The sequence below is a fragment of the Marinobacter sp. genome, from assembly GCF_052094685.1.
In the GTDB taxonomy this organism is placed as follows: Bacteria; Pseudomonadota; Gammaproteobacteria; order Pseudomonadales; family Oleiphilaceae; genus Marinobacter.
This window is the reverse complement of record NZ_JBQDKB010000009.1, coordinates 36,836-49,743: the sequence shown is the minus strand read 5'-3', so window position 1 is coordinate 49,743 and position 12,908 is coordinate 36,836. Positions and strand designations below refer to the sequence as shown.

Here is a 12,908-nt window from a genome sequence, read left to right as displayed (position 1 = left end):
ACCAAACCCGCGCGTTACAACCAGCCAGCCCGTTAAACGAAGAGCCCGCGCAATGTGAAAAACAGAATCGCAGCCATAATTGCTGATGCCGGCACCGTGATAATCCAAGCTGCTGCAATACGTACCAGATGCGACCGCTTAACCATTTCTTCTTTGTAGATTTTCTTGAGCCGCTTACGATCTGACTTGGTCAGAGGCACGTGTTTCTTCTTCTTGGCCCGCTTCAGGAGTTTTTCCATTTCCTCAACGGAGGCATTTCGGAAATCATCCAAGAAGGGTTTGAGAAGTTCCTGATCGTCCGCGTCACGCTCCTCCATAATCTTGTGCAGTTGAGTCGCGTAGTTGGACTTCAGATACTCGCGCAGGAAGCCAACACCGAATACACCACCAATAGCGATGTGTGTGGAGCTCACAGGCAAGCCCAGTTGCGAGGCCAGAATAACCGTAAGTGCTGCCGAAAGGGCAATACAGAACGCACGGGTTTTATCCAACTCGGTAATTTCACTGCCCACGGTTTTAATCAGACGTGGACCGAACAGCATCAAACCAACAGTTAGGCCCAAGGCGCCAATCATCATGACCCACAAAGGGATACTGGAGGCAGTGACCACTTCGCCGCTGGAGAGTGCATCGTTGATCGCTGCAAGCGGGCCAATGGCATTGGCTACGTCGTTGGCACCGTGGGCAAAACTCAGCAGTGCGGCAGCGAATATCAACGGCCAGGTAAACAGGGTGTTCACCCCGCCGGCGTTGTTTTCCATAGTGGCTGCCCGGCGCGCGGCCAATGTGCGCACGACAAAAAATGCAATCACTGCGGCAACCAAGCCAACCAGGGAGGCCTCCAGGAAGTCTACCTTGATGATTTTTTTCACACCTTTGATCATCAAGTAAGTACCAAACGCCCAAGCCATGATGGCCACAAGCCAAGGCACGAAGGTGCGAGCTGCAGGTATTACATTTTTCCGGTACAGCACTGTCTTATTAATCGTGAATAACAACAGAGCCGCCAGGGCGCCGCCAAGCACCGGTGAAATAACCCAGCTTCCGGCAATCTTCGCCATGACCGCCCAATCTGCGATACCCCAACCACCAGCCGCGATACCCGCCCCGAGCACGCCACCTACAATGGAGTGCGTAGTGGATACTGGCGCACCCATCCAGGTCGCCAGGTTGAGCCAAAGCGCACCCGCTAGCAGTGCCGCAGTCATTAGCCAGACAAAGGCCCGACCATCTTCCAGGCTTGTGGGGTCAATAATGCCTCCTTTGATGGTGGAGACCACATCACCACCGGCAATCAGCGCACCCGCAGATTCAAAAACACCCGCAAGAATAACGGCTGCCCCAAGAGACAAGGCTCCGGAGCCCACCGCAGGGCCGACATTGTTCGCGACGTCATTAGCGCCTATATTGATGGCCATATAACCGCCGATGACAGCAGCAGCCATTAGCAACGTACTGTTGGGCATACCATCACTAAAGGCGCCCACAACCAGCCAGACCCCCAAAAGAAACAACAGGCTGAACCCGATCCGGTATCGTTCCGTAGAGTTGCTGGTAAGAAGAGTGTCCAGGAATCCGCTTGAACGGGCCATAACAGAAAAGGTCTCATTTGGTCTGAATGGAGAACGAACCGATGTATTGCGCGCAACTATAAATTTTTTGCCATTGAATTGAAACAAATGTGCACCTACTCGACGCGGTCACACAATACACGCGCAATGGGTGCATACCCACCATTGCCTGATTCATAATAAATAAAAATGCCAAAGTGCCATCCAAAAGCACTGCATTTCCAGACAGGGCTGCCATGACCAGAGACTCATCTTCGGGCTACCAAGCTACGCGCGAACGTGAAGATGTGCAGATTTCACGTGTGCTGACTTGGTTATCACTAGCAGCTGCACTTTGCCTCTGTGGCATTGGGGCCAAAGCTTGGTTTTCCGGCCACAATAATCATGCAATGACCCTATGGGCCTTTGTCCTTCCCGTGTTGGCAAATATGATCTGGTTTGCACGAACGGGCAATCGTGATGTGCAAAAAGGCGGGCTTCTGATTATTGTCAGTGTGCTGTTTACCTACCTGATAGCTTCCGGGGGCGAAAGCAATACCGGCCCTCTTTGGTTCTACGTTTTCCCGCCCCTACTATTTTTCCTGACCAATCTCAAAACCGGCACTATGATCCTCCTGCTGGTTTATCTGGTGGCAGTTGTTGTATTCCAGTACCCCAACCTACCTTTTGTGCTTGGCGAGTACGAAAGTGACTTCAAAATCCGCTTTTTCGTCACACTGACCTTTGAATCAATTTTCTGCTTTGTCCTGGAAGCAAGTAGGCTGAAAGCCCGTAATGAACTACTGGAGCTGGCCCTGACCCATGAGCACGCGGCCAAAACCGATGAGCTCACCGGCCTTTCCAACCGCCGGGACATCCTCAATCGGTTATCAGAGGAGTTTTCACGATACCAACGCTCCGGGCGCCACTTCTCCATTGCCCTAATCGACTTGGATCTGTTCAAAACCATCAACGATCAATACGGCCACAACGCTGGCGATGCAGCCCTGAAGCAATTCGCCAATCTGGTGCAATCCGTTATCCGCCAAACGGATGTGGCCGCACGCTGGGGTGGTGAGGAATTCCTGGTGTTGCTATCAGACACATCATTAATTCCGGCCCTGACGCTCGCCGAACGTTTGCGCGCCGAAGTGGCAAAAGCAAGCTTCAGCTTTCAGGGCCAGAACTTGCCCATAACCATGAGCGCAGGCGTTTGCTCTATCGCCCAGATTGACTCTATCGATAGCATGCTCAAGCAGGCAGACATCCAGCTTTATAGCGCAAAGACAGCCGGCCGCAACCGGATTGCGCCCCGGGTTCGCAGCCAAAAGCCAGATATTCAGAACGAGCCAAGCGCTTGAGACAACCTACCCTGGCCGTTATTATCCTACGCAACAAAAAACTCGGTCATCCGCTTTTGCAGTGAACAGGTAACTTAATGACAGACATTCGAATTCTGGTAGGCAGCGTATATGGTGGCGCGCTGATGACCGCCAGAGCCATCAAACAGGCCCTGGCTACCGACGGCTACTCAGTAACGGTTCTGGAGAACCCAGTGCTTGATGACATCACGTGTGACGCGGCTCCACTACTGGTTTGCACATCAACGACCGGCCAAGGAGAGGTTCCAGGCAACCTGCTGCCTTTCTATGTAGCTTTGCGCGAGCAGCTACCGCAGCAACCGGGCAGACCTTTTGGCGTTATTGTCCTAGGTGACAGCTCCTACGGCGATACCTTTTGCGGTGCCGGCCAGCTCATGGAAGAAGCGTTTTATGAAACCGCTGCCCGGAAGGTTGGCGAAACCCTGTGTATTGATGCACTTGAAACCTTGGAGCCTGAAAATGAAGCCCTACCCTGGGCGCGCGAATGGATATCTGATGTATTCACACGGGCGTAACTTGTATAGCAATTAGCCACGCAACATATTGATTCCGGTAACAACGATGATAAGCGGTGAATCGTGACAAGGCTCCAATGGTCTCGCACTCTAACAGTGCTGATACTGCTCTTACCTCTGGCATTTACCTGCCAGGGTGCCGAGACATTCCGCTTTCCAAGCGTCGAGTTTCTGCGCTTAGCGCCTGAAGACCTGCTCTCTCCATACGAAGCATCAAACTCGGAGGACTGGCAGCCTCTCGAGAACAGTAGCCCGAACCTTGGCTATACCCGGGATATCGCATGGCTCCGCTTTGACGTTCCTGCCAATAGCCAAATTAATTTACTTGAGATTGCATACCCCCATCTGGATTACATCACATTCCACCTTTTTGAAAACGGAAAGCTTACCAAAACAATCAAGACCGGTGATCGCTACCCGTTTACTCAACGCCCTATTCTAAACCGTCACTTTCTGTTCCCGTTCAGCGCAGACACCAGCACTAAACAGCAGATTCTTCTGGAAGTTCATACGACTGGCACCCTGCAGGTTCCGTTAGCTCTATGGAATGACCAGTCTTTTTTTGAACACGCCTCTGTTGAGGAGCAGCTTCACGCCGTTTATTACGGCATATTGATCAGTGCCATCTTCTTCAATCTATTTGTCTTTATCGCTCTTCGAGAACCTCTGTATCTGCTCTATGTGCTCTCTACTCTTGGTTACCTATTACTGATTGGGAACCTGAATGGCACCGCATTTCAACTATTCTGGCCAGGCAGCCCTGGATTACACAGCCAAGCGACCCTGCTTGCGGTCCCTTTTGCCGTGATGTTTACGCTACTGTTCTCGCGTTCTTTTCTGAAACTTAAACAAACCGGACCAACCCTTGACCGTATCGTCCTTGGTTTCGCTACGGTGAACGCCGCCGCAGTGGCCTTAACGGTCCTCATTGATTACAGCAGCGCTATCCGGCTAACCGTCGCCCTTGCCATCCCTAGCACCATTCTGCTCACAATAATCGGCCCACTGCAGTGGGTGAGAGGCAAACCCCAGGCAGGTTATTACACAATAGCCTGGGGTGCGCTCTCCCTCGGTAGCGCCATTACAGCCGCCAATAAGTACGGATTACTCCCCAACAACTTCATCACCACCTACGGCATGGAAATGGGCTCTGCACTTGAGACAATTCTCCTTGCTCTGGCCTTAGCAACACGGCTGTATCAGGAGCGCCAAGATAAGGTAGAAGCCAGGGAAGCAGAGCTTGCGGCTATGGCCGCCAGACGCTCAGCCGAACTAAAGCTGATTGAGAGCGCCCTGCACAATTCGCTTACAGGCCTGCCGAACCGCATCAGTTTTGAAATGCAGGTGAACGATCTGATTCGTCAAGCCCCAGACACTCGACACGGCATTGTGGTGATTCACCTCAACAACCTGCAATCGGTGACCAAAACCCTGGGACATCAGAACAGTGACCGGATATTGGAATTGGCCTCACGGAGCATTAATGCCATCACTCGCGAGCTTCCAGGCATTATTTCCGTTGGGCAGCACAACGGGCGCAATTTTTTTGTCGCCTCTCTCGATTCGGAAACCTTTGCTTGCGTGGTCGATGCTAGTATTTCAGAAAATGCGCGCAGATCTGTGGTGCGCGCTCTAGACGCCATTCGTACCCCGGTTGATTACCTTGGCATGCAAATCCCATTGAACGCTCAGCTTGGCGTGGCTGTCTCACCGATTCATGGCACCGACGCCACCTCGCTGATTCGCAGGGCCTCCATCGCGGAAGGTTCCGTGCGTGCCCATGAGCGGGGAATTGCGTACTACAGACCATCCAGAGACTCCTACAGTGCCGGCAGGCTTACGATGGTTTCGGAATTGCAAAAAGCGCTTTCGAATAACGAGCTAGCACTTAACTTGCAACCAAAGATGGATCTAAGAAGCGGTCGAATATCCGGCTTAGAAGCACTCATACGCTGGCCGGGTAGGGACCAACCTATTCGTGCGGATGAGATCATCATGCTTGCTGAACAAACAGGATTGATCAAACCACTAACACGCTGGGTGCTAGAGCAATCTCTGCAGCTGCGTAACCGTCTTCTCGAAAACGGTCACCGCCTCGACCTGTCGGTGAATATCTCACCCAACAACCTCCGAGAGCCAGATTTCCCACTTTTTGCAAAACGGCTGATGAGCGCTCACCCTCAGCATAGGGGCGCGGTTATCTTCGAGGTCACTGAAACATCGATGATGCAGGACCCTGTTAACGCACTGAAAGCGCTCAACTCACTGGCAAACGCGGGCATCCCGGTTTCAATTGACGATTTCGGCTCGGGCTACTCGTCGCTTTCCTATATCAAGCAACTACCCGCCAGCGAAATCAAGATCGATCGGTCGCTTATTTCGGATCTAGCTACCCGAGAGGAAGACCGGGTTATTGTTCAGACCACCATAGATATGTGTCACAGCCTCGGCTATCTGGTTGTAGCCGAAGGCGTGGAAGACGAGGCAACAGCAAGCCTGCTGAAAGGAATGGAGTGCGACATAATTCAAGGCTACCTGCTGAGCCAGCCGCTGTCGCTTGAAGAAATGCTTAGCTGGCTCGCCGAGCGGCGCGCAACTGACACCGCCCAGCCCGCACCCGGATGATTCATCGCTATCAGCGCTGACGAATCAACGCTTCTTGAGTTGTAGACGCCACCAGAACACCGTCCTGATTAAAAAAGTTGCCACGGTTAAAGCCACGACTGGAAGAGGCGCTTGGGCTGTCCTTGTCGTAAAGCAGCCACTCCTCCATACGAAAATCCCGGTGAAACCAGATGGCATGATCCAGGCTTGCAATCTGCAACCCTTTGTTCATAAAGGACACTCCATGGGGATTAAGGGAGGTTCCCAAAAACGAAAAATCCGATGCATAGGTTAGCAGGCAGCGGTGTAAAACCGGATCATCCGGTAGCGGCCCAAGTGCACGAATCCAGCTTTGCTTGTGAGGCGGGCGTTTTTCCGGCTGAAGCGGGTTCATTGGATTAACCGGGCGGATTTCGATGGGGCGGTCACGAGTCATGAGTTCTCGCAATTTCTCCGGCACCTGAGCCGCCATCATTTTGCCCCACTCCTGCTCGGAACGCAGGGTTTCAGGATCCGGCGAATCGGGCATGTCCAGTTGATGTTCAAAGCCTTCTTCAGCAGCATGAAACGACATAGAACCGGTCAGAATTTCCTTGCCGTCCTGTCGGGCAATAACACGCCGAACTGCAAAACTCCGGCCATCGCGCACCCTCTGAACCTCGTAATCTATCGGCATATGCTGGTTGCCCGGGCGCAGAAAATAGGCATGCATCGAGTGGCAGAGACGGCCCTCGACAGTGTGGCTGGCAGCCATCAATGCCTGCCCAAGAACCTGTCCCCCAAATACGTGGGGAAACCCAAGATCCTGGCTGTCGCCCCGATAGTGATCTTCACCAGCCGGAGTCAGGTACAGCAGCTCCACCAGTTTTTTTGTAATCTCAAGCATGGCTGCTCCTGTTGATTCGTTAGCACACGAAGTAGTTTCTACCCCAAGCAAGGAGTTTTCGCAACGAAAAGCCGACCAAACCCGCCCCAGTGTGCACAGAAAGGGGCGAACTGTCTTAGCTCAGAACGAAGGAATTTGCCCACAAGGAGCTAGGTGGTTATAACTAAGAAATAATTACGAGTGAATAGGCGGCACGACTTTAGACAGCGCCTGTTTTTCTACAGCAAACCGGCCAGTTACTGCAAAACCCAACACGTCGCCTTCCGCATTTTTGAACAGGGTTTTCACATGGGTACCATCTTGCTCGGTTTCCCAGCTACCTTGAGCATCGACTGGAGGCGGGCAAACCGCAGCCGGGCAACAAGGTGTTTTGATCATCACCGGCATAGTGCCGTAGCTCACTTGTGTACGCTCACCGGTCAGGCTCTTTGCCAACGCACGGGCGCAGGCCATCAGAGGCAAAACATATAGCAGTACATGGCCGTCCACTTCCGCACAGTCACCCAGTGCATAGACATCCTGAGCCGATGTTTCGAGCGCCCGGTTAACCGTGATACCCCGGCCAATATCAATGCCTGCCATGCGAGCCAACTCCGTACGAGGCCGCAATCCCACAGCAGAAATCACGATATCGGCCTGCAGGGTTTCGCCATTGGCCAAGAACAAGGATACACCGGTTTCTGCTGGCTCAATTCTTTCAACCAAGGTTTCCAAGTGGAAGCTAACGCCAAGTGATTCCAGCTCTGCCTGCACCGCATTGGCGGCGGCTGGTGGCAATAGGCTGGGCATAACGGCATCGGAAGGAGCAATCACCTCCACCTCGTAGTCGCCATTACGCAGATCGTTCGCAAACTCGCAGCCAATCAACCCGGCTCCCATAATCGCGACACGGCTTCCTGACTTCAGTGCCTTGCGAAACGCTCGGTAATCTCCCAGATCGTTAATTGGAAATACCCATTCTTGGCCATCACCCGGTATGGTCAGGCGAATAACGTCGGCGCCCCAAGCTAGCACCAGCTTGCTGTATGACAGGCTATCGTCACCCAGCAGTAACCTATGCCCATCGGTATCTATACCCGTCACAGTGGCGTAGGTGCGTAGCTCCAGGTTCAGCTGCTCAGCCATCGCCTCAGTGGCTGCCTGAGCCAACCCATCCGCATCTTTACCTTTGGTGAAGCCTGTGGACAACATGGGCTTGGAGTAGCTAACGCCATCGTCCGCCGTCACCATAACAATCCGGGCTTCTTTGTTCTGCTTGCGGATTTCCCGGGCCAAGGAATAACCCGCCAAACCTGTGCCAACAATAACGATAGGGCTGTGCTCTGTCATAACCATGCTCCGTTCGGCTTCAGCTGATTTCGATCATTTCAAAATCTTCCTTGCCCACACCACAATCGGGGCACTCCCAGTCGTCGGGTACATCATCCCATGCGGTACCCGGCTCAATACCATCTTCTGGCCAGCCTTCTGCTTCATCGTAAACCAAGCCACACACCACGCACTGCCACTTCTTCATAAACAACCTCTCCACCACAAATATGTAGCTACAAAATATATTGTCGAACAATACATCAACGGATCGATTTCGCCAACAGGGCTTTTTATCTGTCGTGCATCTCATCTCTATGCGTTGCAGCGCAATGATACTCGGCACATGGGGATTGACCAATGCCGGCAAAGACGCACCCTCAAAGTTTTTCTGCCAATTGTCGCCAGGACACCCCCTCCCTTCCGCCGGCCCTCTCCGGTATAATCGCCGGTTTTACGACAGGATCCACCGTTATGATCGATACCGTCGCCGAAATGAATCAGGTGATGGCCGAAGCTGATTGCCTGGTTGATGAGCAACAGGTACAGACCGCCATCCAAAACCTGGCCGACGACATTACCGGCCGCCTTAAAGACAGCAACCCTCTGCTGTTTTGTGTGATGAACGGCGGGCTGATTTTTACTGGACAACTTCTACCCCGGCTAAAGTTCCCGGTGCAGGCGGAATACCTTCACGCAACGCGCTACCGGCAAGAAACCACGGGCGGTATTCTTGAATGGAAACTCCAGCCCGAAGCCGATATGAAAGATCGCATTGTGCTGATTATTGACGATATTCTTGATGAAGGCACCACCCTGGGCGCCATCGCCGATTATTGCCGAGCCCACGGCGCAAAACAGGTGCTGACAGCCGTACTGGTCGATAAACAACATGATCGTAAGGCCCACCCGGATCTCAAGGCAGACTTCACTGGGCTGGATGTGGAAGATCGCTTCCTATTTGGCTATGGTATGGATTACAAAGGTTACTGGCGCAATGCTCCCGGGATTTATGCCGTCAAAGGTCTCTGATATCGACACCCCGGCAGACAATCCCAGTCTGATCATCCCGCCAACCGACTGGTATCAGTCTTTCGCCGCAGCCGGGCTTCGCAACCCGGGCGTTCATGGCCCGGCGCGTTACTGGCTGCAAGTGGAAGGCTCCTTTACCCGGGCGCTTCAGAAGCAATGCACTCGCTCGTTTCATGTTGAAGTCCAGCGCGAAGGGTTTGCTACGCCAACCCTCGAAGAAGCCAGGCGCCTCAAGATTCCCATGCGCCAGCAGGCTTGGATTCGTGAGGTACGTCTGTGTGGTGATGGCACGCCCTGGGCTCTTGCTCGCACCGTTATCCCCCTTTCCTGCTTAACTGGAAAGGGCAGGCGCCTTCTTCACCTTGGCAGTAAGCCTCTGGGCGCCTACCTGTTTAGCAGCCAAGGCTGGCAGCGGGGGCCGCTGGAAACCGGTCTCTGTACTCACCAAAACGGCAGCTCGCCTAAAACCGGTATACCCGAAATTGCACGCCGCTCCCTATTCAGCAACAAAAAGAGCGCCCTGCTGGTAGGTGAATACCTGCTTCCGGTTCTTTACCAGAAAACCGAGCTGTTCCCAGATACCCCAAACGGATAGACCCATGCTGCTTGATGCCGTGCCAGAACATATACGGAGCCGACTGACCGATTATGCACAGTTGCTGCGCATCAACCGCCCGATTGGCACACTACTCCTACTTTGGCCTACCTACTGGGCACTCTGGTTAGCCGGTAACGGCAGCCCCAGCATTAGCAACATCATTGTTTTCACGCTGGGTGTCTTCTTCATGCGAGCGGCCGGCTGTGCCATTAACGACTTTGCCGACCGGGACTGGGACAAGCACGTAAAACGCACCAAAGACCGACCACTGACCACCGGTCGGGTAAATGCCTGGGAAGCGGTCGCCCTGTTTGGCGGGCTATGCATTGTCTCGTTTGTGATGGTGGTGCTGTTTACTAACACCCTCACGCTCTACTTGTCCTTCGGCGGTGCCGTGCTGGCGTTTATTTACCCCTTCACTAAGCGCTACACCCACTTACCCCAACTATTCCTGGGCGCAGCTTTCTCCTGGGCCATCCCCATGGCATGGGCCGCCGAAGCCGGTGAGCTAAGCCAAATCACTTGGCTACTGTTCACCGCCAACGTACTGTGGACCGTGGCTTACGATACTCTTTACGCCATGGTTGATCGCGACGACGATCTCAAGGTAGGCATTAAATCCACAGCTATTCTTTTTGGCGAGGCCGACCGTGCCATCATCGGCGCCCTCCAAGCCATGGTGGTGCTTATCCTCATCATCATTGGCCACCGCTGTGGGCTGGGAACCTTCTATTATCTTGGCTTGGTGGCCATGGCCTGCCTGTTTATCTACCAGCAATACCTGGCCAAAGACCGCGAGCGCGATGCCTGCTTCAAAGCCTTCCTGAACAACAATTGGGCCGGGTTTGCCGTTTTTTCGGGTTTGGTCATCGACCTGGTTATCTCTTGAGACGGCCTGTCATATAGTTGTAACACTGAAACGTTGTAATGGGTCTGCAACACATCAAGGTCTGAAACAGGTTATACATTATGACTGGAAAAACTGTCCTGATTGTCGACGACGAACCCGCCATCCGCGAAATGATCGCCGTCGCACTGGAAATGGCCGATTACGAATGCCTGGAAGCGGCAGACGCCCTTGAAGCCCATGCCCTAATCATCGACAGGCAACCAAATATCATTCTGCTCGACTGGATGCTTCCAGGCACCAGCGGCATTGAGCTGGCGAGACGCCTGAAGAAAGAAGAGACCACCGCAGACATTCCCATCATCATGCTGACTGCAAAAGTTGAGGAAGATAATAAAATCCGTGGCTTGGAAGTGGGCGCTGACGACTACATCACCAAACCTTTCAGCCCAAGAGAACTTGTCGCTCGCCTGAAGGCTGTGCTCCGTCGGGCAACGCCACCGGGTATAGACAGCCCCATTGAAGTGAACGGGCTTACACTCGATCCCTCAAGCCATCGCGTTACCTCAAACGATGACTCCCTGAACATAGGGCCTACCGAATATCGGCTGCTGCAATTTTTTATGACACACCAGGAACGCGTGTATACACGCTCACAGCTTCTGGATCAGGTATGGGGCGGTAACGTCTATGTTGAGGAACGAACAGTCGACGTGCATATCAGACGGCTGCGAATAGCCTTAGGGAAACAACACGATCACCTGATTCAAACCGTAAGAGGCGCCGGTTACCGATTCTCTACCCAGTCTGCTTAATAGGCAGCGATAACCCTCGCCAGTGCTTTCAACCTTAATACAGGGCAGCCCTTCATGCAGCAAACCTGGTCGCGACACCTGCGCTATACCCTTGCCGGCCTCGCGGGCGCCACGCTTGCGGGCCTGTACATGGGATACCCGGTTTATGGACTTACCGCAGGGCTGGGTATCTATGTGCTGTGGACGCTGAATCAAACCCGCCGTCTGGCACAATGGCTGGTAGAACCAGACGCCACCAACGAAGCACCGCAAAGCCTGGGCATGTGGGGCGATCTCTTCGAAAAACTGCACAAACTCAACCAGAACTACCTACACTCTCGGGATCGACTGCGGGCAAGAATTGACCGCATACAAGAATCCACAAACGCTATGCGTGATGGCGTTATCATGACCAACGCACACGGTGCCATGGAGTGGTGGAACGGTTCGGCTGAGCATCTTCTGGGGTTTCGCCACAACACCGATCAGGGGCAGTACATCTATAACCTGATACGCACACCGGCATTCAGATCCTACTTTGATGCTAAAAACTACCACGAGCCACTGGAGCTGCATTCACCTGCAAAACCCCACATTCATCTGCAGATTCAGATCAGCCTGTTCGGAGAGGAAGACCGCCTCATAATGGCCAAAGACGTTACGCGTTTGCACCAACTGGAACAAATGCGGCGAGATTTTGTAAGCAATGTTTCCCATGAAATGCGAACCCCGCTGACCGTGATCAGCGGATATCTAGAGACGCTGGTGGACAACGCCGATGAACTACCCGCCAAATGGCGACGGGCCGTCAACACAATGGCCACCCAGTCTTTTCGCATGGAAACACTGATTACCGATCTCATTTTGCTATCGAGAATTGAAACCGGCGAACAGGAAGTAGACGACACAACAACGGACATTGACAGGTTAATCCAGCAAATTTGCCAGGACGCCCAAACGCTCAGCGACCAAAAGCAACATGAAATCACCTTCAAAAGCATTGGAGGCCACCAACTGAAAGGCGATGAAAAACAGCTGCGCAGCGCCTTCTCCAATCTGGTATTCAACGCCGTGAAATACACCCCCGCCCAGGGTCGGATCACCGTATCTTGGTTCAGCAACCGTGAGGGCGGACACCTTTCGGTAAAGGATACGGGCGCAGGCATTGAGCAGGTTCATATTCCCCGGCTGACCGAGCGCTTTTACCGTGCCGACCCCAGCCGACACAAAGACACCGGGGGTACAGGGTTGGGGCTGGCTATCGTTAAGCATGTGCTAATCAACCACGATGGCAACCTGGAGATACTCAGCCGTTTTGGCGAGGGCAGTGAATTTATCTGCCACTTCCCAGCGGAACGACTGGTTGTAGACTCAGCCGAGCACCAATCGTAA

12 protein-coding genes are annotated in these 12,908 nt (G+C 53.3%); 8 read left to right on the top strand and 4 right to left on the bottom strand.

Features of this window, described 5'->3' with window-relative positions; genetic code table 11:
• Positions 1 to 32 precede the first annotated feature (32 nt).
• Positions 33 to 1,592 (bottom strand): inorganic phosphate transporter, encoded by a 1,560-nt coding sequence (locus ACTH3S_RS03485; RefSeq protein WP_441807632.1) that lies wholly within the window; start codon positions 1,590 to 1,592, stop codon positions 33 to 35.
• Between the two features lie 215 nt (positions 1,593 to 1,807).
• Here ACTH3S_RS03485 and ACTH3S_RS03480 point away from each other — a divergent pair, with 215 nt between their 5' ends.
• From ACTH3S_RS03480 to ACTH3S_RS03470, 3 genes are all read left to right on the top strand, one after another.
• The gene (locus ACTH3S_RS03480; RefSeq protein WP_441807631.1) at positions 1,808 to 2,911 is read left to right on the top strand and encodes a GGDEF domain-containing protein; all 1,104 of its coding nucleotides are present in this window, start codon (positions 1,808 to 1,810) and stop codon (positions 2,909 to 2,911) included.
• A gap of 77 nt (positions 2,912 to 2,988) precedes the next feature.
• A complete protein-coding gene (locus ACTH3S_RS03475) occupies positions 2,989 to 3,447 on the top strand; it encodes a flavodoxin domain-containing protein (RefSeq protein ID WP_441807630.1) in 459 nt (152 codons plus the stop codon).
• A 63-nt stretch (positions 3,448 to 3,510) separates the two neighbouring features.
• Positions 3,511 to 6,072 carry an EAL domain-containing protein gene (locus tag ACTH3S_RS03470; RefSeq protein WP_441807629.1) on the top strand — a complete coding sequence of 854 codons (2,562 nt, stop codon included), beginning with the start codon at positions 3,511 to 3,513 and terminating at the stop codon, positions 6,070 to 6,072.
• A gap of 10 nt (positions 6,073 to 6,082) precedes the next feature.
• Here the strand turns inward: ACTH3S_RS03470 and tesB are convergent, their stop codons facing one another.
• From tesB to ACTH3S_RS03455, 3 genes are all read right to left on the bottom strand, one after another.
• Positions 6,083 to 6,937 (bottom strand): acyl-CoA thioesterase II, encoded by an 855-nt coding sequence (tesB, locus tag ACTH3S_RS03465; protein ID WP_441807628.1) that lies wholly within the window; start codon positions 6,935 to 6,937, stop codon positions 6,083 to 6,085.
• 174 nt (positions 6,938 to 7,111) lie between these two features.
• A complete protein-coding gene (locus ACTH3S_RS03460; RefSeq protein WP_441807627.1) occupies positions 7,112 to 8,266 on the bottom strand; it encodes an NAD(P)/FAD-dependent oxidoreductase in 1,155 nt (384 codons plus the stop codon).
• A 19-nt stretch (positions 8,267 to 8,285) separates the two neighbouring features.
• Complete coding sequence (locus tag ACTH3S_RS03455) at positions 8,286 to 8,453, bottom strand: rubredoxin (protein ID WP_441807626.1); 168 nt, start codon at positions 8,451 to 8,453, stop codon at positions 8,286 to 8,288.
• Between the two features lie 266 nt (positions 8,454 to 8,719).
• Here ACTH3S_RS03455 and ACTH3S_RS03450 point away from each other — a divergent pair, with 266 nt between their 5' ends.
• The 5 genes from ACTH3S_RS03450 (at position 8,720) to phoR (ending at position 12,908) form a co-directional block, all read left to right on the top strand.
• On the top strand, positions 8,720 to 9,277 hold the full coding sequence (locus ACTH3S_RS03450) for a hypoxanthine-guanine phosphoribosyltransferase (protein ID WP_441807625.1): 558 nt from the start codon (positions 8,720 to 8,722) through the stop codon (positions 9,275 to 9,277).
• Positions 9,258 to 9,872: a chorismate--pyruvate lyase family protein gene (locus tag ACTH3S_RS03445; RefSeq protein ID WP_441807624.1), complete on the top strand. Its 615-nt coding sequence runs from the start codon at positions 9,258 to 9,260 to the stop codon at positions 9,870 to 9,872. Before ACTH3S_RS03450 ends, ACTH3S_RS03445 begins: the two co-directional genes overlap by 20 nt.
• 4 nt (positions 9,873 to 9,876) lie before the next feature.
• Complete coding sequence (gene ubiA, locus ACTH3S_RS03440; protein ID WP_441807623.1) at positions 9,877 to 10,764, top strand: 4-hydroxybenzoate octaprenyltransferase; 888 nt, start codon at positions 9,877 to 9,879, stop codon at positions 10,762 to 10,764.
• An 80-nt stretch (positions 10,765 to 10,844) separates the two neighbouring features.
• Entirely contained in the window at positions 10,845 to 11,537 is a 693-nt protein-coding gene (gene phoB, locus ACTH3S_RS03435; RefSeq protein ID WP_441807622.1) for a phosphate regulon transcriptional regulator PhoB, read from the top strand.
• A gap of 54 nt (positions 11,538 to 11,591) precedes the next feature.
• On the top strand, positions 11,592 to 12,908 hold the full coding sequence (gene phoR / locus ACTH3S_RS03430) for a phosphate regulon sensor histidine kinase PhoR (RefSeq protein WP_441807621.1): 1,317 nt from the start codon (positions 11,592 to 11,594) through the stop codon (positions 12,906 to 12,908).

Bases quoted from the DNA above. Each gene is read 5' to 3' on its own strand.
- phoB (WP_441807622.1), top strand. From the start codon at position 10,845: ATGACTGGAAAAACTGTCCTGATTGTCGACGACGAACCCGCCATCCGC.
- tesB (WP_441807628.1), bottom strand. From the start codon at position 6,937: ATGCTTGAGATTACAAAAAAACTGGTGGAGCTGCTGTACCTGACTCCG.
- phoR (WP_441807621.1), top strand. From the start codon at position 11,592: ATGCAGCAAACCTGGTCGCGACACCTGCGCTATACCCTTGCCGGCCTC.
- ACTH3S_RS03450 (WP_441807625.1), top strand. From the start codon at position 8,720: ATGATCGATACCGTCGCCGAAATGAATCAGGTGATGGCCGAAGCTGAT.
- ACTH3S_RS03460 (WP_441807627.1), bottom strand. From the start codon at position 8,266: ATGACAGAGCACAGCCCTATCGTTATTGTTGGCACAGGTTTGGCGGGT.
- ACTH3S_RS03455 (WP_441807626.1), bottom strand. From the start codon at position 8,453: ATGAAGAAGTGGCAGTGCGTGGTGTGTGGCTTGGTTTACGATGAAGCA.
- ubiA (WP_441807623.1), top strand. From the start codon at position 9,877: ATGCTGCTTGATGCCGTGCCAGAACATATACGGAGCCGACTGACCGAT.
- ACTH3S_RS03475 (WP_441807630.1), top strand. From the start codon at position 2,989: ATGACAGACATTCGAATTCTGGTAGGCAGCGTATATGGTGGCGCGCTG.
- ACTH3S_RS03480 (WP_441807631.1), top strand. From the start codon at position 1,808: ATGACCAGAGACTCATCTTCGGGCTACCAAGCTACGCGCGAACGTGAA.
- ACTH3S_RS03445 (WP_441807624.1), top strand. From the start codon at position 9,258: ATGCCGTCAAAGGTCTCTGATATCGACACCCCGGCAGACAATCCCAGT.
- ACTH3S_RS03485 (WP_441807632.1), bottom strand. From the start codon at position 1,592: ATGGCCCGTTCAAGCGGATTCCTGGACACTCTTCTTACCAGCAACTCT.